20 protein-coding genes are annotated in these 23,751 nt (G+C 70.0%); 11 read left to right on the forward strand and 9 right to left on the reverse strand.

The genetic code is table 11. The features are described 5' to 3' along the window. Positions 1-321 precede the first annotated feature (321 nt). Positions 322-2,622, forward strand: a complete 2,301-nt coding sequence (locus ACNPQM_RS08660) for an ATP-dependent RecD-like DNA helicase (RefSeq protein WP_418083532.1) — start codon at positions 322-324, stop codon at positions 2,620-2,622. Between the two features lie 129 nt (positions 2,623-2,751). Then, complete coding sequence (locus tag ACNPQM_RS08665; RefSeq protein WP_358858642.1) at positions 2,752-4,041, forward strand: citrate synthase; 1,290 nt, start codon at positions 2,752-2,754, stop codon at positions 4,039-4,041. A gap of 490 nt (positions 4,042-4,531) precedes the next feature. On the opposite strand, the gene ACNPQM_RS08670 is transcribed toward ACNPQM_RS08665, so the two are convergent. The 3 genes from ACNPQM_RS08670 to ACNPQM_RS08680 all read right to left on the reverse strand — a co-directional run bounded on the left by ACNPQM_RS08670 (position 4,532) and on the right by ACNPQM_RS08680 (position 8,285). Further along, complete coding sequence (locus ACNPQM_RS08670) at positions 4,532-6,919, reverse strand: heavy metal translocating P-type ATPase (protein WP_418083533.1); 2,388 nt, start codon at positions 6,917-6,919, stop codon at positions 4,532-4,534. A gap of 137 nt (positions 6,920-7,056) precedes the next feature. Next, positions 7,057-7,365, reverse strand: a complete 309-nt coding sequence (locus ACNPQM_RS08675) for a heavy-metal-associated domain-containing protein (RefSeq protein ID WP_418083534.1) — start codon at positions 7,363-7,365, stop codon at positions 7,057-7,059. Between the two features lie 134 nt (positions 7,366-7,499). Beyond that, positions 7,500-8,285, reverse strand: a complete 786-nt coding sequence (locus ACNPQM_RS08680; protein WP_418083535.1) for a TetR family transcriptional regulator — start codon at positions 8,283-8,285, stop codon at positions 7,500-7,502. 157 nt (positions 8,286-8,442) lie between these two features. Here ACNPQM_RS08680 and ACNPQM_RS08685 point away from each other — a divergent pair, with 157 nt between their 5' ends. After that, entirely contained in the window at positions 8,443-10,671 is a 2,229-nt protein-coding gene (locus ACNPQM_RS08685) for an MMPL family transporter (RefSeq protein WP_418083536.1), read from the forward strand. A gap of 83 nt (positions 10,672-10,754) precedes the next feature. Here the strand turns inward: ACNPQM_RS08685 and ACNPQM_RS08690 are convergent, their stop codons facing one another. The 3 genes from ACNPQM_RS08690 to ACNPQM_RS08700 all read right to left on the reverse strand — a co-directional run bounded on the left by ACNPQM_RS08690 (position 10,755) and on the right by ACNPQM_RS08700 (position 12,594). After that, positions 10,755-10,952, reverse strand: coding sequence for a helix-turn-helix transcriptional regulator (locus ACNPQM_RS08690; protein ID WP_037694159.1), 198 nt, complete (start codon positions 10,950-10,952; stop codon positions 10,755-10,757). 215 nt (positions 10,953-11,167) lie between these two features. Continuing rightward, on the reverse strand, positions 11,168-11,545 hold the full coding sequence (locus tag ACNPQM_RS08695) for a peptidoglycan-binding domain-containing protein (protein WP_358858647.1): 378 nt from the start codon (positions 11,543-11,545) through the stop codon (positions 11,168-11,170). 86 nt (positions 11,546-11,631) lie between these two features. Continuing rightward, positions 11,632-12,594 (reverse strand): sugar phosphate isomerase/epimerase family protein, encoded by a 963-nt coding sequence (locus tag ACNPQM_RS08700; RefSeq protein ID WP_418083537.1) that lies wholly within the window; start codon positions 12,592-12,594, stop codon positions 11,632-11,634. A gap of 133 nt (positions 12,595-12,727) precedes the next feature. Between ACNPQM_RS08700 and iolC the strand changes: the two genes are divergently transcribed. The 5 genes from iolC to mmsA are packed head-to-tail and all read left to right on the forward strand — an operon-like array spanning position 12,728 to position 19,053. Then, complete coding sequence (gene iolC / locus ACNPQM_RS08705; RefSeq protein WP_418083538.1) at positions 12,728-13,798, forward strand: 5-dehydro-2-deoxygluconokinase; 1,071 nt, start codon at positions 12,728-12,730, stop codon at positions 13,796-13,798. Beyond that, positions 13,795-14,682 carry a Cgl0159 family (beta/alpha)8-fold protein gene (locus tag ACNPQM_RS08710; protein ID WP_358858650.1) on the forward strand — a complete coding sequence of 296 codons (888 nt, stop codon included), beginning with the start codon at positions 13,795-13,797 and terminating at the stop codon, positions 14,680-14,682. The genes iolC and ACNPQM_RS08710 overlap by 4 nt, the downstream gene beginning before the upstream one ends. A 29-nt stretch (positions 14,683-14,711) precedes the next feature. Further along, a complete protein-coding gene (gene iolB / locus ACNPQM_RS08715) occupies positions 14,712-15,656 on the forward strand; it encodes a 5-deoxy-glucuronate isomerase (RefSeq protein ID WP_418083539.1) in 945 nt (314 codons plus the stop codon). Then, on the forward strand, positions 15,653-17,533 hold the full coding sequence (gene iolD / locus ACNPQM_RS08720) for a 3D-(3,5/4)-trihydroxycyclohexane-1,2-dione acylhydrolase (decyclizing) (protein ID WP_418083540.1): 1,881 nt from the start codon (positions 15,653-15,655) through the stop codon (positions 17,531-17,533). Before iolB ends, iolD begins: the two co-directional genes overlap by 4 nt. A 20-nt stretch (positions 17,534-17,553) precedes the next feature. After that, a complete protein-coding gene (mmsA, locus tag ACNPQM_RS08725) occupies positions 17,554-19,053 on the forward strand; it encodes a CoA-acylating methylmalonate-semialdehyde dehydrogenase (protein WP_358858653.1) in 1,500 nt (499 codons plus the stop codon). A gap of 115 nt (positions 19,054-19,168) precedes the next feature. On the opposite strand, the gene ACNPQM_RS08730 is transcribed toward mmsA, so the two are convergent. The 3 genes from ACNPQM_RS08730 to ACNPQM_RS08740 all read right to left on the reverse strand — a co-directional run bounded on the left by ACNPQM_RS08730 (position 19,169) and on the right by ACNPQM_RS08740 (position 21,534). After that, positions 19,169-19,591: a hypothetical protein gene (locus tag ACNPQM_RS08730; RefSeq protein WP_366132574.1), complete on the reverse strand. Its 423-nt coding sequence runs from the start codon at positions 19,589-19,591 to the stop codon at positions 19,169-19,171. Positions 19,592-20,098: 507 nt separating this feature from the next. Next, positions 20,099-20,749: a response regulator gene (locus tag ACNPQM_RS08735; protein WP_418083616.1), complete on the reverse strand. Its 651-nt coding sequence runs from the start codon at positions 20,747-20,749 to the stop codon at positions 20,099-20,101. Positions 20,750-20,760: 11 nt separating this feature from the next. After that, positions 20,761-21,534 (reverse strand): sensor histidine kinase, encoded by a 774-nt coding sequence (locus ACNPQM_RS08740; protein ID WP_418083541.1) that lies wholly within the window; start codon positions 21,532-21,534, stop codon positions 20,761-20,763. Positions 21,535-21,620: 86 nt separating this feature from the next. On the opposite strand from ACNPQM_RS08740, the gene ACNPQM_RS08745 reads away from it, so the two are divergent. The 3 genes from ACNPQM_RS08745 (at position 21,621) to ACNPQM_RS08755 (ending at position 23,650) form a co-directional block, all read left to right on the forward strand. Next, entirely contained in the window at positions 21,621-22,007 is a 387-nt protein-coding gene (locus ACNPQM_RS08745; RefSeq protein ID WP_418083542.1) for a hypothetical protein, read from the forward strand. Positions 22,008-22,148: 141 nt separating this feature from the next. Further along, positions 22,149-22,742: a DUF4291 domain-containing protein gene (locus ACNPQM_RS08750; RefSeq protein ID WP_418083543.1), complete on the forward strand. Its 594-nt coding sequence runs from the start codon at positions 22,149-22,151 to the stop codon at positions 22,740-22,742. Between the two features lie 89 nt (positions 22,743-22,831). Then, the gene (locus tag ACNPQM_RS08755; protein ID WP_418083544.1) at positions 22,832-23,650 is read left to right on the forward strand and encodes a maleylpyruvate isomerase family mycothiol-dependent enzyme; all 819 of its coding nucleotides are present in this window, start codon (positions 22,832-22,834) and stop codon (positions 23,648-23,650) included. Positions 23,651-23,751: the final 101 nt, after the last annotated feature.

The following is a 23,751-nucleotide window of genomic DNA, read 5'->3' on the forward strand; positions in this document are numbered from 1 at the left end:
ACCAGCGGCGCCACACGGCGCCCGTCACTGACCCCATTCCCATGGGGACTGTCCATCTGCCGGATGGCCGTCAGCCTAACATCACATGATCATGTGGGGGCCGGGCCGAGGATGGAGACCACCCGGCCAAGTCCGCCCTGGCGATTTCGGCAATGTCCTGCCCAATCTGGCTGTCTTGGTCACCTCCGCCGGGGCTTTCGCTGTGTCTGCCGGCGGGGCCGTCGCGGTGACATGGCAGCGGCCCCGTCGGGCGCGCGGCTGGATGCGCTGGGTCCGTGACCGGGCGTGTGGAGTGTCGGTGGCGACCGATACCGTCGAGCCATGTCCAACATGGCCGTCCTCGAAGGTGTGCTGGAGCGCATCACGTACGCGAACGAGGAGAACGGGTACACGGTCGCCCGCGTCGACACGGGTCGGGGCGCGGGTGATCTGCTGACGGTCGTCGGTTCGCTGCTGGGTGCGCAGGTCGGCGAGTCGCTGCGGATGGAGGGGCGCTGGAGCTCGCACTCCCAGTACGGCAAGCAGTTCACCGTGGAGAACTACACGACCGTCCTGCCCGCCACCATCCAGGGCATCCGCCGCTATCTCGGCTCCGGGCTGATCAAGGGCATCGGGCCGGTGATGGCCGACCGGATCACGACGCATTTCGGTGTCGAAACGCTCGACATCATCGAGCAGCAGCCGAAGCGGCTGGTCGAGGTTCCGGGGCTCGGGCCGAAGCGGACGAAGATGATTGCCGCCGCCTGGGAGGAGCAGAAGGCGATCAAGGAGGTGATGGTTTTCCTGCAGGGTGTGGGTGTCTCCACCTCCATCGCCGTCCGTATCTACAAGAAGTACGAGGACGCGTCGATCTCCGTCGTCAAGAATCAGCCCTACCGGCTGGCCGCAGACGTCTGGGGCATCGGTTTTCTGACCGCCGACAAGATCGCGCAGGCGGTCGGCATCCCGCACGACAGTCCGGAGCGGGTCAAGGCGGGGCTGCAGTACGCGCTGTCGCAATCCACCGACCAGGGGCACTGCTTCCTCCCTGAGGAGCGGCTGATCGCCGACGCCGTCAAGCTGCTCCAGGTCGATACGGGGCTGGTCATCGAGTGCCTCGCCGAACTTGCCGAGGATCCGGAGGGCGTCGTACGGGAGAAGGTGCCGTCGCCCGAGGGGGGCGAGCCGATCACCGCCCTCTATCTCGTACCGTTCCACCGCGCCGAGGTCGCTCTCGCCGCGCAGGTGCAGAGGCTGCTGCGGACCCCCGAGGACCGGCTGTCGGCCTTCCAGGACGTGGACTGGGACAAGGCGTTGACGTGGCTCGCCGGTCGTACCGGGGCGACGCTCGCCGCCGAGCAGGAAGCGGCCGTACGGCTCGCGCTCAGCCGGAAGGTCGCCGTGCTGACCGGCGGACCCGGCTGCGGCAAGTCGTTCACGGTCCGCTCCATCGTCGAGCTGGCCCGCGCCAAGCGCGCAAAGGTCGTTCTGGCCGCACCCACCGGGCGGGCCGCCAAACGGCTGTCCGAGCTGACCGGCGCCGAGGCGTCCACCGTGCACCGGCTGCTGGAGCTGAAGCCGGGCGGGGACGCGGCCTACGACCGGGACCGTCCGCTGGACGCCGATCTCGTCGTCGTCGACGAGGCGTCGATGCTCGATCTGCTGCTCGCCAACAAGCTGTTCAAAGCCGTGGCACCCGGTGCCCATCTGCTGCTTGTCGGGGATGTCGACCAGCTGCCGTCGGTCGGCGCGGGGGAGGTGCTGCGCGATCTGCTCGCCGAGGGCGGACCCGTTCCCGCGGTCCGGCTGACGACGATCTTCCGACAGGCCCAGCAGTCCGGTGTCGTCACCAACGCCCACCGGATCAACTCCGGGACGCCGCCGCTCACTCAGGGCCTGAGCGACTTCTTCCTCTTCGTCGAGGACGAGACGGAGGAGGCGGGCGTCCTCGCGGTGGACGTCGCCGCCCGCCGCATTCCGGCCAAATTCGGCCTCGACCCGAGGCGTGACGTCCAGGTTCTCGCCCCCATGCACCGCGGTCCGGCCGGCGCGGGCACGCTCAACGGACTCCTGCAGCAGGCCATCACCCCGGCCCGTCCCGACCTGCCCGAGAAGCGGATGGGGGGCCGGGTCTTCCGGGTCGGCGACAAGGTCACCCAGATCCGAAACAACTACGACAAGGGGGAGAACGGCGTCTTCAACGGCACGGTCGGCGTCGTCACCTCGCTCGACCTCGATGAACAGCAGCTGACGGTCCTCACCGACGAGGACGAGGAGATCCCGTACGACTTCGACGAGCTGGACGAGCTGGCTCACGCGTACGCCATGACGATCCATCGCTCCCAGGGCAGCGAGTATCCGGCCGTCGTCATCCCCGTCACCAAGAGCGCCTGGATGATGCTCCAGCGGAACCTGCTGTACACGGCTGTGACGAGGGCGAAGAAGCTCGTCGTACTGGTCGGCTCCCGGCAGGCGATCGGCCAGGCGGTCCGCACGGTTTCCGCCGGCAGACGCTGTACGGCGCTGGATTACCGGCTGCGTGGAGGGGCGGGCGGAGGATCGGCGGAAAAAATGATCGATCAAATCGGTGGCAAACATCACGGAGCCCTTCCGGAACCGGAGTCAAGGGGGCAGGATGAGTAAGTTGACGGCACTCAGTGCCGTCAGTAGGTCCAATGGACGACCCCGAGTGCACTCTCCTGGGCCAAATGGAGGAGGGTGGAGACAGTCAGGGAATCTCGAAGTAGAGCCACTACGTCGGTGAGGGATGACGTGAGCGACAACTCTGTAGTACTGCGGTACGGCGATGACGAGTACACCTACCCGGTGATCGACAGCACCGTCGGCGACAAGGGCTTCGACATCGGGAAGCTCCGGGCCAATACCGGCCTGGTGACGCTGGACAGCGGATACGGCAACACCGCCGCATATAAATCCGCCATCACCTACCTCGACGGCGAGCAGGGCATCCTGCGGTACCGCGGCTATCCCATCGAGCAGCTCGCCGAGCGCTCGACGTTCCTGGAAGTCGCGTACACGCTCATCAACGGTGAGCTTCCCAAGGTCGACCAGCTGGCGACCTTCAAGAACGAGATCACCCAGCACACGCTGCTGCACGAGGACGTCAAGCGGTTCTTCGACGGCTTCCCGCGCGACGCCCACCCGATGGCCATGCTGTCCTCGGTCGTCAGCGCGCTGTCCACGTTCTACCAGGACAGCCACAACCCGTTCGACGAGGAACAGCGCCACCTCTCGACGATCCGGCTGCTGGCCAAGCTGCCGACGATCGCCGCGTACGCGTACAAGAAGTCGATCGGTCACCCCTTCGTCTACCCGCGCAACGACCTCGGGTACGTCGAGAACTTCCTGCGCATGACCTTCTCGGTCCCCGCCCAGGAGTACGACCTGGACCCGGTCGTCGTCTCCGCGCTCGACAAGCTGCTCATCCTGCACGCGGACCACGAGCAGAACTGTTCGACCTCCACCGTGCGTCTGGTCGGCTCCTCGCAGGCGAACATGTTCGCCTCGATCTCCGCCGGCATTTCGGCGCTGTGGGGCCCGCTGCACGGCGGCGCCAACCAGTCGGTGCTGGAGATGCTCGAGGGCATCCAGGCCAACGGCGGCGACGTCGACTCCTTCATCCGCAAGGTGAAGAACAAGGAGGACGGCGTCCGGCTGATGGGCTTCGGCCACCGCGTCTACAAGTCCTTCGACCCGCGCGCCAAGATCATCAAGGCTGCGGCCCACGACGTGCTGTCGGCGCTCGGCAAGTCCGACGAGCTGCTCGACATCGCGCTGAAGCTGGAGGAGCACGCGCTCTCCGACGAGTACTTCGTCTCGCGCAACCTCTACCCCAACGTGGACTTCTACACGGGTCTGATCTACCGGGCCATGGGCTTCCCGACCGAGATGTTCACCGTGCTCTTCGCGCTCGGCCGGCTCCCCGGCTGGATCGCCCAGTGGCACGAGATGATCAAGGAGCCGGGATCCCGCATCGGCCGCCCGCGCCAGATCTACACCGGCGAGGTCCTGCGCGACTTCGTCCCGGTCGAGAGCCGCTGAATCCCGTAGCACCCCTGTACCGCCCCGGTCCGCTGCGGCCGGGCTGCCTTCGCCCCGCGTACCGCGCTTTCGCACAGAGCGCGGTGTCCGGGGCGATTCGCGTATCCGGCCCGCCCCTGCATGGAGCGAGAAGCGCCCCGCCATCGATCCCCCCACGGGCCGACAACGAGGCGCTTCCCATGTCCCGGAGCGGATTCCCCCCACGGGATCCGGCCGGGCGTCTGCGGGAGCCGAAGCTCCTGGGTGTTCCTCGGTACTGCTGCACCACGTCACTGCGGTTGCACGTCTCGCGGTCTGCCGGGGTACGTACCTTCGGGAGGGCCGCTCAAAGCTCCCCGGTGCACGTGCCCCGGCCAACGCTTGCCTGAAGCGTCCCCCAAGACGCTTCGTCGGACGTCCCCCAAGACATCCTTGGCATCGCACTCTTAGACTCGCGAACCCATCGGATGGTTACCCTCAAACCAATGTGATCTAGATCTCTTTGTGGAAATCACGTGAAGGCGCGCAACCGCAGGCTGTTCGTCACGACGAAGACCGATGAGAAGGCCATCGCCGCTCCGGCAATCATAGGGTTGAGCAGGCCAAACGCCGCAAGGGGTAGGGCGGCAACGTTGTAGCCAAATGCCCAGAAAAGGTTGCCCTTGATCGTGGTCAGGGTGCGTCGTGAGAGCCGGATGGCATCGGCGGCCACCTCGAGATCTCCACGAACGAGGGTGAGATCGCTCGCCTCGATCGCGGCGTCCGTGCCGGTGCCCATGGCCAGCCCGAGGTCGGCGGTCGCGAGGGCCGCCGCGTCGTTGACACCGTCCCCGACCATCGCGACCGAACGGCCCTCCGCCTGGAGCCGCTCGATGACGTGCACCTTCTCCTCGGGGAGCACCTCGGCGTAGACCTCGTCGATGCCGACGGCGCGGGCGACGGCGTCCGCCACGGCCCGGTTGTCGCCGGTCAGCAGCACCGGCCTGAGGCCGAGGGCGCGCAGCTCGGCGACGGCTGTCGCACTGGAGTCCTTGATCGCGTCGGCGACCCCGAGAACGCCACGCGCCTCGCCGTCCCAGGCGACCGCGATGGACGTACGTCCCCGGGCCGCCGCGTCCGTGAGGGAGCCGGACAGTGCCTCGGGGACGGCGATCCCGGCGCCGGTGAGCAGCTGGGGGCGTCCGACGAGCACCTGATGCCCGTCGACGGTGCCGCGTACCCCGAGCCCCGGGACGTTGGTGAAGGACTGGACGGTGGGGAGCGCGGCCCCGGTGCGTTCGGCGGCGCCGGTGGCGACGGCCTGGGCGATGGGGTGCTCGGAGGCGTGCTCCAGGGCGCCGGCCAGCCGCAGCAGTTGCGTCGCGTCGGTGCCGGGCGCCACGTGGACGTCCTGGAGAGTCATCCGGCCGGTGGTGACCGTGCCGGTCTTGTCCAGGACGATCGTGTCGATACGCCGGGTGGTCTCCAGGACCTCCGGGCCCTTGATCAGGATGCCGAGCTGTGCGCCGCGCCCGGTCCCCACCATGAGGGCGGTCGGAGTGGCGAGGCCGAGCGCGCACGGGCAGGCGATGATCAGTACGGCGACGGCGGCGGTGAACGAGGCGGTCACGTCGTCCGTGAACAGCAGCCAGACGACCAGGGTGACCAGCGCGAGCAGCAGGACGACCGGGACGAAGACCGCGGAGATCCGGTCGGCGAGGCGCTGCACCTCGGCCTTTCCGTTCTGGGCGTCCTCGACGAGCCTGGCCATCCGGGACAGCTGGGTGTCGGCGCCGACCCGGGTGGCGCGCACGACGAGGCGGCCCGAGACATTGACGGTGGCGCCGGTGACGGAGTCCCCGACGTTCACATCGACCGGAACGGACTCGCCGGTGAGCATCGACGCGTCCACGGCGGAGGTGCCCTCGGTGACGGTGCCGTCGGTGCCGATCTTCTCGCCGGGACGGACCACGAAGCGGTCGCCGACGGTGAGCCGGGCGACGGGGACGCGTACTTCGGTGCCGTCCCTGAGGACGGAGACGTCCTTCGCGCCCAGGTGCATCAGTGCGCGCAGCGCGGAACCGGCCTTGCGCTTGGACTTCGCCTCCAGATAGCGGCCCAGCAGGATGAAGGTGATGACCCCGGCGGCCACTTCCAGATAGATGGTGGACGAACTCTCCGTGCGTGAGACCGAGAAGTCGAAGCCGTGCCGCATCCCGGTCATGCCCGCGTCCCCGAAGAACAGCGCCCAGAGCGACCAGCCGAACGCGGCGAGTGTGCCGACGGAGACGAGGGTGTCCATGGTGGCCGCGCCGTGCCGGAGGTTGGTCCAGGTGGCGTGGTGGAAGGGCAGTCCGCCCCAGACGACCACGGGGGCGGCGAGCGTGAGGGAGAGCCACTGCCAGTTGTCGAACTGGAGGGACGGGACCATGGCCAGGAGCACGACGGGGGCGGCGAGGACGGCCGAGACGGCCAGCCGCTGCCGCAGGGCGGCGAGGGCGTCGGCCGCGCTGCGCTCGGCTTCGGTTTCCTCCGGCGTGGTGTCGGAGTCCGCCGCCACCGCGGTTTCCCGGATCTGCCGGGTCTCCTCGGTCCGCTCGGCCTCGGCGGGGCCGGTGGCCTCGGGCGGCGAGAGCGTTTCAGCGGGCAGCGGGGGCGGCGCCGGTGCGGGCCGTTGTACCGGCTGTGCGGTGTATCCGGTCTTCTCGACCGTGGCGATCAGGTCAGCCAGCCGGGTCCCGGCACCGAACGTGACGCGTGCCTTCTCTGTCGCGTAGTTCACGGACGCGGTGACGCCGTCCATCCGGTTGAGCTTCTTCTCGACGCGGGCCGCGCACGAGGCGCAGGTCATCCCGCCGATCGTGAGTTCCGCTTCCGAACTCGCGACTGCCGGGGCTTCGGCCTCTGTTGCGCTGTGCATGTCCGAACTCCTGAAATGCCGACCGGGCCGTGCCCCACCAGTATCAGCTGGTCGGTCCGGCCCGGTGGTGCAAGGGGTGGTGCAGATGATGCTGGTGGTGCAGGTCCGCAGGGTGTCCGGGTGGGCCCGGACGGCGTTCAGGCCTGGCCGGCGAGCTCGTAACCCGCCTCGTCGACCGCGGCGCGGACGGCGTCCTCGGACAGCGGGGCCTCGGAGACGACGGTCACCTCTCCGGTGGAGGCCACGGCCTTCACCGAGGTGACGCCCTCGATGTCGGAGATCTCCGCGGAGACGGCGCCTTCGCAGTGCCCGCAGGTCATGCCCGTCACTCGGTAGACGGTGGTGACCGCACCGGCCGTTGCCTCGGTGCCCGCACCGTCGTGGCAGGAGCCGTCGGGCGAGCAGCAGGAGCCGGTGGCCTGGGGGAGCTGGGTCTCGGCGGTCATGGTGTTCTCCTCTTCGACGCGTACAGCTTCAGTGTGGCGCCAGGGAGCTCCGGGAAGGCCGGCGCGCCCCAACACTCAGAACTATATACCCCTAGGGGGTATGAATGCGAGGGGGGACGATGTCGCTTCGCGCGCTATCGGTCATTCGGCGGAGCGGCGGCCGGGGTGGGCGAGGGGGGTTGGAGGGTCCGGTCGCCGACCAGTGGCTCCAGGTAGCGGAGGAGTACGGTCTTCAGCTCCCTGATGTACGCCTCCCGCTCCTCGCCCTCGTGGGCCATGATCACGTCGAGTCCCGCCTTGAAGAGGATGAAGATCATGGTGGCGGTGCGGGTGATCTCGGCGGGCGGTGTGTCCGGGAGGTAGCCGCCGAGGATGGCCTCGACCCGGGAGAGCATCGCCGCGTGCAGGGTGTCGTGCTCGTGGGTGATCACGCCGGGGATCTCGGAGCCGTGCATCAGGACGGTGAAGGCCGGATTCTCGCAGTTGAAGGTGATCAGCGGGTCGAGGGTGGCGTCCAGCATCCGGTCGAGGGGGAGCGCCAGATTGTCCGGCAGGAAAGCCGCCCCGTACGTCTCGCGCCAGCGTTTGAGGAGCTGGTCGCCGAGCTCGACGGCGATGGCCTCCTTGTTCGGGAAGAACTGGTAGAGCGTGCCGGGCGAGACGCCGGCCTCGCGGGCGATGGCGTTGGTGCTCGCTGCTGTGTAGCCGGTCGCACAGAAGACGCTGGCGGCCGCTTTGAGGAGCTGGGTGATGCGGGCTTCGCCGCGGGCCTGACGGCGGCGCGGCCGTCCGGCGGTGGTACCCGCACGCCCGTCGGCAGGTGCGTCCCCGGTGGCGCTTTTCCTCTCGGTGGTGCCCGCGTCCCCGGCGGCGCCCTTCCTCCCGGCGGCTCCGGCGGCTCCGGATCTGGCCTCCGACACGGTAATCCCCAGCTTTCCTCACGCGTTTGACAAACGCGAGTGGCCGCTCGCATTCTCGTGGAACGCGAGCGATGACTCGTGTTTGCCAGTGTATGTGGCAACGAGTGACCCATGCTGCCCTGTGCCGCCCGGGTCTGGGGGAAGGGGACACCGCACCATGCCTCAAGTCAACCGCCCGGAGCGCCTGGGGGGCTGGACCCGGTTCGTCACCGCGCGGCCGCGGCTCGCGCTGCTCGCCGCCCTGGTGATCACGGCGCTCGCGGTGTTCGCGGGCAGCGGTGTCGCCGACCGGATGGGCAGCGGTGGCTGGGAGGCCCCCGACGCCGAGTCCACCTATGCGACCAAGGCGCTGGAGCGCGAGTTTCCCGCGTCCCAGCCCAATCTTCTGCTGCTGGTCGACAGCGGCAGCACTTCCGTGGACGACCCCGCGGTGGCCGCCGAGGCCGCGCGGCTCACCGAGGGGCTGGCTGCTGAGAAGGGCATCACGGGCGTCGGTTCGTACTGGCAGAGCAAGTCGCCCGCGCTCCGCGCCAAGGACGGGCGGGAGGCATTGATCGCGGCCAGGATCGAGGGCCAGGACAAGGCGGTGGGCGAGACCCTGGACCGGATAGCACCCACCTACCGAGGGACGCACGGTCCGGTGAAGGTCTCGGTCGGCGGCCCCGTCGCCGTACGGCACGAGATGCAGACGATCATTCAGGAGGACCTGCTGCGGGCCGAGATGATCGCCCTTCCCGTCACCCTGGTGCTGCTGGTCATGGTCTTCGGCAGCGCGATCGCGGCCCTGCTGCCGCTCGGCGTCGGCATCGTCGCGATCCTGGGGACCAACGCCGTGCTGCGGGGCATCACCGAATTCACCGACGTCTCGGTCTTCGCCCAGAACCTCACCACGGCCCTCGGTCTCGGGCTCGCCATCGACTACGCCCTGTTCATCGTGCGCCGGTTCCGTGAGGAGCTCGCGGCGGGAGCGGACACCCGGTCGGCGGTCGGCGCGACGCTGCGCACCGCGGGGCGCACGGTGCTGTTCTCCGCGCTGACCGTGGCGGTCTCGCTGGCCGCGATGCTGGTCTTCCCGCAGTACTTCCTGCGCTCGTTCGCCTATGCGGGGATCGCCGTGGTTCTGCTGGCCGCCGCTGCGGCGCTGATCCTGCTGCCCGCCGCGCTGATGCTTCTCGGTCCTCGGGTCAACTCCCTGGACCTGCGCGGACGGTTGCGCCGCCGGGGGAGCGAGGCGCGCCACGAGCCGGACACGGCGGGCAAGGGATGGGGGAGGTTCGCGACGTTGGTAATGCGCCGGGCGCCGGTCTTCGCCGTCCTCACCACCGTGGGCCTGGTCCTGCTCGGACTGCCGTTCCTCGGGGTGAAGTTCGGTACGGCGGACGACCGCCAGCTGCCCGCAGGTGCCGAGTCGCATGTCGTCCAGCAGCACATACGGGACGGCTTCCCCGGCAGCCCCGGCGGCGGCCTCGAAGTCTTCGCGGAGGGCAGCGCGACGCCCGCCCAGTACGCCGACTACCGGAACCGGATCGCTGCACTCCCCGGCGTTCTCCGAGTCGACGGGCCGGTGACGGAGGGGCGGTCCGCATACTTCGGCGTGCTGCCCAAGGGGGAGGCCGTGGGGGAGGAGTCCCAGCAGCTCGTACGCGAGCTCCGGGCCCAGCCCGCTCCGTTCGACACCTCGGTGACGGGCGCGGCGGCGGTCCTCATCGACTCCAAGGACGCCATCGCGGACCGGCTGCCGTGGGCAGTGGGCATCATCGTCCTCGTGACGCTGCTGCTGGTCTTCCTGCTCACCGGCAGCGTGCTCATCCCGCTCCAGGCAGTGGTGCTCAACGCTCTGAGCCTGACAGCGATGTTCGGAGCGGTCGTCTGGGTCTTCCAGGACGGGCATCTGTCCGGACTGCTCTCCTTCACCAGCACAGGGGACATAGAGACGACCCTGCCCGTACTGATGTTCTGCGTCGCGTTCGGACTCTCCATGGACTATGGGGTGTTCCTGCTCTCCCGGATCAAGGAGGAGTACGACCGCACCGGTGACCACGAGCATTCGGTGACCTTCGGGCTGCGGCGCACCGGCGGGCTGATCACTGCGGCTGCCGTGATCCTCGCGGTGGTGATGGTCGCCATCGGGACGTCGCGGGTGACCAACACGAAGATGCTCGGCCTCGGCATCGCGCTGGCCGTGCTGATGGACGCCATGGTGGTGCGGAGCCTGCTGGTGCCGTCGGTGATGAAGCTGATGGGTCGGGTGACCTGGTGGGCGCCCGCGCCGCTGCGGGCCTTCCACCAGCGATTCGGGCTGAGCGAAGGGGGGTCCGCACCTGCCCCCGTCGAGGAGGTGTCCGCAGCCGCTCCCGATCGGGACAGGATCAGCGCCGGGGCGTAGACGGACGGAGGCCCCGTGCGGCGCCGGGTCGGAGCCGGTCGCCGTACGGGGCCTGGAACGGACGGAGGGAGGGGGAGAGGGCGTCAGCCCTTGCGGCCCCGGTTGCTCGGGCGGGCAGCGACCCAGGCGCGGACGGTGTCCGCGTACCAGTAGGGCTTACCGCTCTCCACATGGTCGGGTGCGGGAAGGAGACCGTGCTTGCGGTACGAGCGAACGGTCTCCGGCTGCACCCGGATGTGCGCGGCAATGTCCTTGTAGGACCAGAGCCTTCTGTCCGTCATAAGTGACACCTCTCTGCGCCGCAGCGGCAGCCGGGAGGCTGTCTGGAGAGCCGCGGCACGGACGCTGACGATCACTCAGCCTGTGTCCGGTGAACGACACGGAGTGACGGGCTGGGTGGGGTCGTCGAACGCCTGTGACGGAAGACCCGTGTAACGCGGACATGTGTGACGAGGGAGTGATATCTGTGACAGAAGGCGTGCATTCGAAACACGCCTTAGGCGTGCCAGAGCGCGAACCAGGTCTGCGGACCGACGAGGCCGTCCGGGACGAGTGGCGGGTGGTCCGCCTGGAAGCGCTGAACAGCGGCGAGGGTCGCCGTCCCGAAGGTGCCGTCAACGGCACTCCACGGCAGATAGCGGCGGTTGGCCAGAAGGCACTGCACCTCGGAGACCCGTTCGCCCTGCTCGCCGAAGAAGGTCAGCTGATTACCGTCGTAGAACACGCAGGCCGCGCCGGGCGAGGGGAGCGGCTGCTCCGGGGTGTGCCCGGCGGCCCAGGCGGCGGGGGCGGTGGTGAGGGCGGCAGTCAGGGCGAGTGCGGCCAGGACCGAGGCCCCTGCCGTCCTCGCGGAGAGAGGCGTCTTTCGGATCACGGTGAGTTGCTCCTTGTGCGGTCACGGGGCGCGGAAGGGACCGCACCCGCTTCACTGCGAGCACAACACCGCACGCCGCCGGGACGTCACATCTGTGCCTCGTTCGGTGTGTCCTGCTCGGGCGCGGGTGTCGGCGCCGGTGTGCCGCAGGAGCGGAGGAAGGCGCGGGTGCGACGGGCGATCGGCAGCGGCTTGTCGGGCGGGCACGGATACATGTCCTGCTCGACGATCGCGAACAGATCGATGTCCAGCCGTCGGGCCGCGTCCAGCACGGGACCCAGAGCGGGTACGCCATTGGGCGGTTCGCACATGACGCCCCGTGCCACGGCCGGCCCGAACGGCACCTCGCCCGCTACGACGTCGGCCAGCACATCCGGGTCGACCTGCTTGAGGTGCAGATAGCCGATCCGCTCGCCGTAGGTCTCGATCAGCTTGACGCTGTCCCCGCCGCAGTAGGCGTAGTGGCCGGTGTCGAGACAGAGCGAGACCAGGTCGGGATCGGTGGCGTCGAGGAAGCGGTGGACGTTCTCCTCGCTGTCGACATGGGTGTCGGCGTGCGGATGGACGACGATCTGCAGTCCGAAACGGTCCTGTACCTCGCGGCCCAGCCGCTCCGTCTGCGTGGTGAGGTGGCCCCACTGTTCCGCGGTGAGGGTGCGGTCCTCAAGGATCTCGCCGGTCTTGTCGTCCCGCCAGAATGACGGGATGACCACCAGATGCCCGGCGCCCATCGCCCGGGTGAGTGCCGCGATGTCGGCGACATGCGCCCAGGTCCGTTCCCAGACGTCCGGGCCGTGGTGCAATCCGGTGAAAACGGTGCCCGCGGAGACGGTGAGTCCGCGGCGGCCGGTCTCCTCGGCGAGGCGGGCCGGGTCGGTCGGGAGGTAGCCGTACGGGCCCAGCTCGATCCACTCGTAACCCGCCTCGGACACCTCGTCGAGGAAGCGCTGCCACGGCACTTGGCGGGGATCGTCGGGGAACCAGACCCCCCAGGAGTCGGGTGCCGAGCCGATACGGATGCGGGCCGGAGCGGAAGCGGAGGAGGTCATGCGGCCAAGAATTCGGCGCCGGAAGACGAGTGTCAAGAGAACGTCCTTATGTCCGGACAAAATGTTGACAGGGTTCCGGGGAGAGGGCTAGACCTGGGGGCAGCCGCTCCGGTCGCCGGTCGAAGGGATGCGTATGCCCGAGATGTACGACGTGATCACCATGGGGCGGATCGGGGTGGACCTCTACCCCCTGCAGACCGGACGGCCGCTGGCCCAGGTCGACACGTTCGGGAAGTTCCTCGGCGGCTCACCGGCCAATGTGGCGGTTGCGGCCGCCCGGCTCGGCCGGCGGACGGCGGTGGTGACACGCACCGGCCGGGACGCGTTCGGGGACTATCTCCACCAGCAGTTGCGGGAGTTCGGGGTGGACGACCGATGGGTGACGTCTGTCGACGCGTATCCGACGCCGGTGACCTTCTGCGAGATCTTTCCGCCGGACGACTTCCCGCTCTACTTCTACCGCCTGCCCAAGGCGCCCGACCTGGAGATCCACGAGGCGGAACTCGACCTGGACGCGATCCGGGCGGCCCGGGTCTTCTGGATGACCGGCACCGGACTGTGCGCAGAACCCAGCCGCACGGCCACGCTGGCCGCGTTGCGGGCCAGGAGCGAGGCGCGGGCGGAGTCCGGCGACGAGCGAGGCCTTGCGCCAGGTTGCTGCACGGTCTTCGACCTGGACTGGCGCCCGATGTTCTGGACCGACGTGCCCGATCACCCCGGCGCGGACCACCTCTCCGACCCCACGGCCACCGCGCGCTACCGCGAGGCCCTCGCCCACGCCACCGTCGCCGTCGGCAATCTCGACGAATGCCGGATCGCCACCGGGGAACGCGAGCCGTATGCGGCCGCCCGCGCCCTGCTCGCCGCCGGGGTCGAGCTCGCCGTCGTCAAGCAGGGCCCCAAGGGTGTCCTCGCCGTCCACCGGGACGGCACCGTCGCCGACGTCCCGCCTCTGCCCGTGGACGTCGTCAACGGTCTCGGCGCCGGAGACGCCTTCGGCGGGGCGCTCTGCCACGGGCTGCTCGCCGGCTGGGAGACCGAGCGCATCATGCGGTACGCCAACGCGGCCGGCGCCATCGTCGCCTCACGGCTCGCCTGTTCGCCCGCGATGCCCTTCCCCCGCGAGGTGGAAGAGGCACTCGTCCGCGGCGCCGTCACCACCGGCGAAACCGAACCCGGAACCGGGACCGGGGCGGTGTCATGACACCCGCGGCCTCCTCCGTGGCCGACCTCGTACGGCTGCGCGTGCGCCACCCCGAAGCCGTCGCCGAGGCCGCCGCCCGCCGCCGCAGACGGCCCCTCGTCGGTGACAGCGGGCGCCTGATGATCATCGCGGCGGACCATCCGGCCCGCGGCTCCTTCGCCGTCGGCGGGCACGAACTGGCCATGGCCAATCGGTTCGAGCTCCTGGAGCGGCTCTGCCTCGCCCTCTCCCGCCCCGGCGTCGACGGTGTCCTCGGCACCGCCGACATCCTCGACGACCTGCTGCTCCTCGGCGCGTTGGAGGACAAGGTCGTCATCGGCTCGATGAACCGCGGCGGACTCGCGGGCGCCTCCTTCGAACTCGACGACCGCTTCACCGGTCACCGCCCCGACGACCTCGCCCGGCTCGGCTTCGACGCGGGCAAGCTGCTGCTCCGCATCGACTACGACGACCCCGGCTCCCTCGACACCATGCACGCCACCGCCCGCACCATCGACGCCATGGCCGCGCACCGGCTGCCGGTCTTCGTCGAGCCGTTCCTCTGCCGCCGGGTCGACGGCAAGGTCCGCAACGACCTCGGCGCGGCCGCGGTGACCACGTCGATCGCCATCGCCTCGGGGCTCGCGGGCACCTCCGCGTACACCTGGCTCAAGGTCCCCGTCACCGAGAACCCCGACCACATGGCGCGCGTGATGGAGACATCGACGCTGCCTGCCGTGCTGCTGGGCGGCGAGGTGGGCGCCGACCAGGAGGGTGCGTACGAGAAGTGGCGTGGCGCGCTGCGACTTCCCACCGTTCAGGGGCTGGTGGTGGGGAGGTCGCTGCTCTATCCGGTCGACGGGGATGTGGCCGGTGCAGTCGACACGGCCGTGGCACTGCTGTAGCGAGTGGACAGGAGGGGAAGGGAGAAGGCATGACGACGGACCATGAGGAACGCGTACGGGAACGGCCGGGGCGCCGGTGGCATCTGCCCGCGGGCAGCACGGCGCAGGGACCGTACGCCCTGGACATCGATCCGAAGCGGGCCGGCTGGGACCGGTCGAGCCTGCGTGTGGTGGACCTGAGGCCCGGTGGCGTTCACACACTTGTCACCGGGGAGAGTGAGTGGATCGTCCTGCCGTTGACCGGTGGCTGTACGGTGCACACCTCAGGTGACATCTTTGAACTGCTGGGCCGGGAAAGCGTGTTCAGCGGGGTGTCCGACTTCGCCTACGTACCACGCGACGCCCATGCGCAGATCGCCTCCGGCGCAGGAGGCCGCTTCGCCCTGGCAGGAGCGAAGTGCGAGCGACGACTCCCCGCTCGCTACGGCCCTGCGCCGGAGGTACCCGTGGAACTGCGCGGCTCCGGAACCTGCTCGCGCCAGGTCAACAACTTCGCCGCCGCCGACACGTTCGAGTGCGACCGGCTGATCGCCGTCGAGGTCCTCACCCCGGGCGGCAACTGGTCCTCGTATCCGCCGCACAAACATGACGAGCACCGCCCCGGATCCGAGTCGGTCCTCGAAGAGATCTACTACTTCGAGATCCAGGATCGGGGCGGCACTGCCGGGTTCGGCTATCACCGTGTCTCCCCGTCCCGGCCCGGCGGCACGGATGTCCTCGCCGAGGTCCGCAGCGGCGACGCGGTCCTGATCCCCGACGGATGGCACGGCCCGTCCATCGCCGCCCCCGGCCACACCATGTACTACCTCAATGTGATGGCCGGCCCGGGGGAGCAGCGGGAGTGGCTGATCAGCGACCACCCCGATCACGGCTGGATCCGCGACACCTGGCCGGCGCAGCCGGTCGACCCCCGGCTCCCGCTCCACGGACTCCCCGGCCCCGGCGGAATCTCCGGTCAGGAGGCAACCCGATGAGCACCCGCAAGCTCACCACCGCCCAGGCCCTGGTCTCCTTCCTCGCCCGCCAGTACACCGAGCGCGACGGCCGGCGGCAGCGTCTGATCAGCGCCACCTGGGGCATCTTCGGCCACGGCAACGTCGCCGGAATCGGCCAGGCACTGCTGGAGACCGGGCCCTCCATGCCCTACCTCCAGGGCCGCAACGAGCAGTCCATGGTGCACGCCGCCGTCGGGTACGCCCGCCAGTCCGGCCGGCTCTCCGCACACGCCGTCACCACGTCCATCGGCCCCGGCGCCACCAACCTCGTCACCGGTGCCGCCCTCGCCACGATCAATCACCTTCCCGTCCTGCTCCTCCCCGGCGACACCTTCGCGACCCGCCCCGCCGACCCCGTCCTGCAGCAGCTCGAAGTCCCGTCCGCCGGCGATGTCTCCGTCAACGACTGTCTGCGCCCCGTCTCCCGCTACTTCGACCGGATCACCCGCCCCGAGGCGCTCGTCCCGGCCGCGCTCCAGGCGATGCGGATCCTCGCCGACCCGGCGGAAACCGGCGCCGTCACGCTCGCACTGCCGCAGGACGTACAGGCGGAGGCGTACGACTGGCCGGAGGAGTTCTTCGCCGAGCGCATCTGGTACGTACGCCGGCCTGCGCCCGACGCCCATGAGCTGGAGCGGGCGGTACGGGCCGTGCGCACCGCCCGCCGGCCGCTGATCGTCGCAGGCGGCGGCGTCCACCACAGCGCCGCCGAGGAGACCCTCGCCGCGCTCGCCGCCGCCACCCGGATCCCGGTCGCCTCCACTCAGGCGGGCAAGGGCTCGCTGCGCCACGACCATCCCGCCGATGTCGGCGGCATCGGCTCGACCGGCACCGCGGCCGCCGACGAGCTGGCCCGCACCGCCGACCTGGTCATCGGCATCGGCACCCGCTACTCCGACTTCACCACCGCCTCCGCCACGCTCTTCTCCCACCCGGCGGTCCGCTTCCTCAACCTCAACATCACCGGCTTCGACGCCCACAAGCTCGCCGCGCTCCCGCTCGTCGCCGACGCCCGCACCGCCCTCGAAGCACTGACCGGGGCCCTGAACGGGCGCAACTACCGCGTCGACCCGGCGTACGAGACCGAGTACACCGAGGCGAAGGAGCGTTGGGAGCAGCGCGTCGACGCCGCGTTCGCCGCCGACGACCCCCACGCCCGGCCCACCCAGGCCCAGGTCCTCGGCCTCCTCGACACCCTGGTCACCGACGACGACATCCTGATCAACGCCGCGGGTTCGCTCCCCGGCGACCTGCACAAGCTGTGGCGGACCCGCTCCCGAGGCCAGTACCACGTGGAGTACGGCTACTCCTGCATGGGATACGAGATCCCGGCCGCGATCGGCGTACAGCTGGCCGCCCCCGGCCGTCCCGTCTGGGCGCTCGTCGGCGACGGCACCTACCTGATGAACCCCACCGAGATCGTCACCGCAGTGCAGGAGAACCTCCCGATCAAGGTCGTCGTCCTGCAGAACCACGGCTACGCCTCCATCGGCGGGCTCTCCGAGACGGTCGGCGGCGAGCGCTTCGGCACGGCCTACCGGCACCGGAGCGCCGACGGGAGTTTCACCGGCCCCCCGCTGCCCGTCGATCTCGCCGCCAACGCGGCCTCCCTCGGAATGCGGGTACTGCGCGCGAAGACCGTCCATGACCTGCGCGAAGCCCTCGCCGAGGCGCGGAGTGCGGACCGCCCCACTTGTGTCTACGTCGAGACCGAAACGGCAGACACAGTGTCGGGCCCCCCTCCGGCACAGGCGTGGTGGGATGTTCCTGTAGCCGAAACGGCCACCCGCCCGTCGGCGGTAAAAGCCCGGGAAGACTACGACCGGCAAGTCGCAGCCCGACGCCGCCACCTCTGAAGGCCTGAAGGAGTTTCGTAATGAAGACCGTCAACCACTGGATCGGTGGCAAGACCGTCGAGGGCACGTCGGGCAACTACGGCCCCGTCACCGACCCGGCCACCGGTGCCGTCACCACCCAGGTCGCGCTCGCCTCCCTCGAAGAGGTCGACGCCGCGGTCGCCGCAGCGAAGGACGCGTACGCCACGTGGGGCACGTCCTCGCTGGCCGCCCGCACCGCCGTCCTCTTCCGCTACCGTGCGCTGCTCGACGCCCACCGCGACGACATCGCCGAGCTGATCACCGCCGAGCACGGCAAGGTGCACTCCGACGCGCTCGGCGAGGTCGCCCGCGGTCTGGAGATTGTCGAGCTGGCCTGCGGCATCACGACCCAGCTCAAGGGCGAGCTGTCCACCCAGGTCTCCAGCCGGGTCGACGTCTCGTCGATCCGTCAGTCGCTCGGTGTCGTAGCGGGCATCACGCCGTTCAACTTCCCGGCCATGGTGCCGATGTGGATGTTCCCGCTGGCCATCGCGTGCGGCAACACGTTCGTCCTCAAGCCCAGCGAGAAGGACCCGTCGGCCGCCAACCTGCTGGCCGAGCTGGCCGCCGAGGCCGGTCTGCCGGACGGCGTGCTGAACGTCCTGCACGGCGACAAGGTCGCGGTCGACGGGCTGCTGAACCACCCGGACGTCGCCGCGGTCTCCTTCGTCGGCTCGACCCCGATTGCCCGCTACATCCACACCACCGCCTCCGCCAACGGCAAGCGCGTCCAGGCGCTCGGCGGTGCGAAGAACCACATGCTGGTCCTGCCGGACGCGGACCTCGACGCCGCCGCCGACGCCGCGGTCTCCGCCGCGTACGGCTCCGCCGGTGAGCGCTGCATGGCGATCTCCGCGGTCGTCGCGGTGGGTGCCATCGGTGACGAGCTCGTCGCCAAGATCAAGGAGCGGGCCGAGAAGATCAAGATCGGCCCCGGCAACGACCCGACGTCCGAGATGGGTCCGCTGATCACCGCGGCCCACCGCGACAAGGTCGCCTCCTACGTCACCGGCGCCGCGGCCCAGGGCGCCGAGGTCGTCCTCGACGGCACCGGCCACACCGTCGACGGCTTCGAGGACGGCCACTGGATCGGCCTCTCCCTCCTCGACCACGTGTCCACCGACTCGGACGCGTACAAGGACGAGATCTTCGGCCCGGTGCTCTGTGTCCTGCGCACCGAGACGTACGAGGAGGGCGTCGCCCTCATGAACGCCTCGCCGTTCGGCAACGGCACCGCGATCTTCACCCGCGACGGCGGCGCCGCCCGCCGCTTCCAGCTGGAGATCGAGGCCGGCATGGTCGGCGTCAACGTGCCGATCCCGGTGCCGGTGGGCTACCACTCCTTCGGTGGCTGGAAGGACTCCCTCTTCGGCGACCACCACATCTACGGCAACGACGGCGTGCACTTCTACACCCGTGGCAAGGTCGTCACCACCCGCTGGCCGGACCCGGCGGACGCCCCGGCGGGCGTGGACCTGGGCTTCCCGCGTAACCACTGATCGCCACTGGTTCCGCTGCTCTTCCGCCCGACGGCCCGTACGGAAGCTGTATCCGTACGGGCCGTCGGCATGCACCGACGGCCGTGTCCGGCGGCCACGGCCGTCCGGTGTGCTCTCACAGGCGCCGCAGGCCCACGTACTGGAGCGCACCCATGGCCGCCACCGTCAGGCCCTGGAACACGATCCACCCGTTGCCGGCGCCCGTCGCCGTCAACGCGTCCGCGAGCACGGTCACGACACTTGCCACGGCCCAGGCCACGTTCAGGCCGATGACGACGGCGACCGCGCCGCGGCTGATGCGCTCCTGACGGGAGACGGCCAGCACCCACAGGGCGTACACGGTGAGGAACGCGCCCACCGCGTACTGAACGGACGCAGGCACGCCGAGGAACGAGTCCAGGACGGTGGCCAGCGCGAGGTATCCGATGCCGTTCGCACCGGTGAGGACGACGTCCGCCGAGAGGGCGAACCTGAGCAGGCTGTCGGAGCGGGTGGCGCCTGCCGCCGGGACCGTACCCGCGTTCTGGGACGACATCATGAGGTCTTCCTTTCCTTGTTGTGTTGCTGATCCGCAGGTGTGTGCCGGGTAGGGCTGGAGGTGCCCCGGCATCGGGGAACACCGGGGTGGGCGAACCGGGCAGGACCCGGGTCCCGGTGTTCACCCGCAGGAACGATTCGAGCGCGATGCCGCTCGGCGGACCGGAGGGGAGATCGGAGGTGAGGGGGCCGGGGCGTTCACCCGCGCGTCCGCGGCGCGAAGGCCCCTACGGGGACGGTAACGACCGGCACACGGCCGCCTCAATTACCTCCCAGGTAATCGTCGCCCGGCGGAGTCCGGGGCCGACCACCGGTTCGGGGACCGGTGGTTGCCGGCTGACCCGACCGGTGAAGCGGTCCGACCGAGCCGGTACGCCGAAGGCATGCGGAATCCGGACGGGGATGGGCTGACCGCCAAGCAGCGCAAGCGTCGGGAAGAGGTACGAATGCGGGCCGTTGACCTCCTCGAGACCGGCCCCGAGACGCTGAAGTCAGGTAGACATCAAGCTCAGAACGGTCGCTGGGCGTTGTCCATGAGTCGGCTCTCCCAAGCCCAGGCCGCGATCTCGACCCGATTGCGGACCTGAAGCTTGTTCTGGATCGTCGCCAGGTGGCTCTTGACCGTGCTCAGCGAGATGAACAGCTCGGCGGCGATCTCCTGGTTGGTGCGACCTCGCGCGATGGCTCGGACCACTTCCATTTCGCGCTCCGAGAGCGGCTGCGTCGGCCTCGGGTTCGCCCTCCGGGCCGGCGCGAGGTTGCGCAGCAGCCGCAGCGTGATCGACGGAGAGATGAGGGCGTCGCCGGCGCTCGCCGCGCGGACCGCCTCGACCAGCAAGGTCGGCCCGGCGTCCTTGAGGACGAAGCCGACCGCCCCGGCGTGCAGCGCGCCGTAGACGTACTCGTCAAGGTCGAAGGTGGTGACGATGACCACCCTCAGAGGGTCCGGCACGCCCGGCCCGGCCAGGGCGCGGGTGACCTCGATGCCATCCAGCATCGGCATAGGGATGTCGATCAGGCAGACATCAGGGCGCAGCCGCCGGGCGAGGTCGACCGCCCCGGCGCCGTCGGCGGCCTCGCCGACCACGGTGATGTCCTCCTGGTCCTCCAGAATGAGCCTCAGACCGCTGCGGATCATCGCCTGGTCGTCGGCCAGCATGACCTTGATCGTCACCGGCCCTCCTTCAGGAGAATCGGCACCTTGGCGAGCACCGACCAGCCGACTCCAGGCTCGGGCCCCACAGCCAGGGTGCCGCCGAGCGCCTCGACCCGCTCGCGCATGCCGATCAGGCCGAACCCGCCCTTCGGCAGGTGCCGGGTATGACCGGTGGGCGCGTCGTCGGTGATCCTGACGGTGACGCCGGCCGGGTCCTGGGCGATGTCGACGGTGGCCGAGCGGGCGTGCGAGGCATGCCGGGCGATGTTCGTCAGGGACTCCTGGACGATCCGGTGCACGGTGGTGGTGACCTCGGGCGGCCAGGGTGCCTGGTCCTCGGGCAGCCGGAGTTCCACGTCCGGTCCGTGCCCTTCGAACCGCCGTACGATCTCGGCCAGTTGCTCTGGGTCCGGCGTGGTGGGAGAAGTGGTCGCCGCGTCGTCGGTGTCGCGCAGCAGGCCGACCACGCGGCGCATGGCGGCCAGCGCCTCGCTGCCGGCCTCCTCGATGCCTGCCACGGCTTGGTCCAGCATCTCGGGCTGCCGCTTACCCACGATCCGCGCGGCCTGGGCCTGCACCACGATGCCCGTGATGTGGTGGGCGACCACGTCATGCAGTTCCCGGGCCAGGGCCAGGCGCTCGTCGTGCCGGACAGCCTCGGTGGCCATCCGGCGGCGGTAGTCCGGGAAACGCAGGCCGAGACCGGTCCCGAGGGCGAGGATCCAGACGTCCGTACCGACCCGGACCGGAGTGCTGGGGGCGTCCGTGGTCAGCCAGCCGACGGTCATCAGCGCGAACCCGGCGGCCGCGATTCCGCAGGCCTGCCGGCGAGGCAGCGCCCGGACCGCGGAGCCGCCGAGGACCAGCAGCGCCAGTGATCCGGCCGCACTACGAATCGCCGGTCCGCACCTCGGTGCCGCTCACCGCACAGCTGATCAGCGGCCTGACGAAGATCGGCACCTACGGCGACATCGGCGGGCTGCGGGTGCCCGGTGGGCCCTGGGTGGTGGAGACCACTGCCATGCTCGACTCCAAGGGCAAGGAGGTCGGCCACACGGACTGGTTCCAGGACTGCACCAACAACAAGTCGCTGACCCAGATGCCGAGTTGCCTGGCGAAGGGCAACCTCCACGTAGACGTCTCCGAGCAGCCGGCCAGCCGCTACTGGACGTTCCAGTGGCTGGAGACCTCGATCTTCGCGACCCTCGCCGGGCTACTGGCTGTCCTGAGCCTCTGGCGGATTCGCAGCCGGCTCGACTGACGCCGGCGCGGCAGCGGAATCCTCCGCCGCCTGGCCTCAGCAGCCAGTCGGTTCCCGGCCGGCCGCCAGGGCCGCCGCGGGTGAACGCACGTGCCCGTAACTCGCTCGCCGGACCCGTCCGGTGGGTGTTGTGATGGGCGCATGACCGCCCCGACCAGGCCGCAGCACGAGATCCGCGCCCAGTACACGGACACGACCGTCACCGTCTACCAGGCGTACACCCCGTCCATCGGCCTTCCCGCCGCACGTGACGGCCGCTTCCCTGCGGCCTGGAAGCGCGACCGCATGACATGGATCAAGCCGAGCTTCCTGTGGATGATGTACCGCTGCGGCTGGGGCACGAAAGAGGGCCAGGAGACCGTCCTGGCCGTCGAGATCACCCGTGAGGGCTTCGACTGGGCCCTGGCCAACTCCGAACTCTCCAATTACGTAAGGGGAGTACACCCCGACCGCACCACCTGGCGGAGCAGCCTGCGCCGTTCCCCGGCGCGCGTCCAGTGGGACCCCGAGCGCGATCTCCGCCTGGACCGGCTTCCGAACCGCTCCCTCCAGCTCGGGCTCGCGGGCGAGGCGGCGCGGCGGTACGCGGACGAGTGGACGGTCTCGATCCGTGACGTCACCCCGCTCGCCCGGGAGATCCATGGCCAGGTGCGGGCGGGCCGGCTCGACGAGGCGAGGGCACTGCTGCCGGCCGAGTTGCCGTACCGGACGGACGCGACGCCGCCCAGGGACTGACCCGAGCTGCGCTACCTGGCATTCTGCACGTGTCCACCGGGCCCCGAAGGCGGAGACCGGTCAGGGAAGAGGGACGAGGGGAGACAGCCGTGGAACCCACGCCTGCCCGGGGGCGGCACGACACACTCCCCGAAGGGCTCACCGAGGCGATACGCGACACCGCCGAGGAGATAGCGGCGCTGCTGCGCGGCCGCACGGACACGAGCGTGCCCGTCCCCGGATCCGAGTGGACGCTCGGTGAGGCGGCAGCCCATCTGGCGCAGGCCAACGAGCTGATGGCGGAGGTCGCCGCGGGCCACGAGCGCAGCTACGGGGACGGTACGCCGCAGAGCCTGGCGGCGGCCAACGAGCGTGCCCTCGCCGGGTTCGAGGAGCGTGGGGCGGATCCGCTGGCCGCCATGATCGTGGCGCAGGCGGCCGCCTTTCTCCGGGCCGCGGAACACCGAGCACCGGACGAGCCGGTGGAGACGCCGCTGGGCTCGATGGGTCTCGCAGAGCTCGGCTCGTACCTGCTCACCCACATGCTCGGCCACGGCTACGATCTCGCCCGCGCGCTCGGCCGTCCGCACATGCTCGACCGCACCCGGGTCGAGCTGTCGATGCCCTTCATGCTCACGGTCATGCCGAAGGTCGTCTCCGCCGCATCCGCCGGGCTGACCGCCCGCTTCGACATCCGTCTGCGCGGCGGCTCGCGGTTCGGGGTGATCGTCACCGACGGTGCGGTGACCGTCGAGCGCGGGCCGGTGAGCCGCCCGGACTGCACGATCCTCATCGAGCCGGTCACCTTCCTGCTGATCGCGCTCGGCCGCTGCGATCCCTGGGGCGCCATCGCCCGCGGCCGGGTGCTCACCTGGGGCCGCAAGCCCTGGCTCGCGCCCCGGTTCCCGACCTTGTTCACGGCTCCCTGAAGCCGGGCCGCGACGGGAGCTGTTCCGCGCGCGGCCCATCGGCAGCCTTGCCCGGCGATGCGCGCACCCCAGCCCCGCTCCTTCACCCACCCCAACTGCCC

The organism is Streptomyces sp. NPDC056231, from assembly GCF_048270745.1.
Taxonomy (GTDB): Bacteria; Actinomycetota; Actinomycetes; order Streptomycetales; family Streptomycetaceae; genus Streptomyces.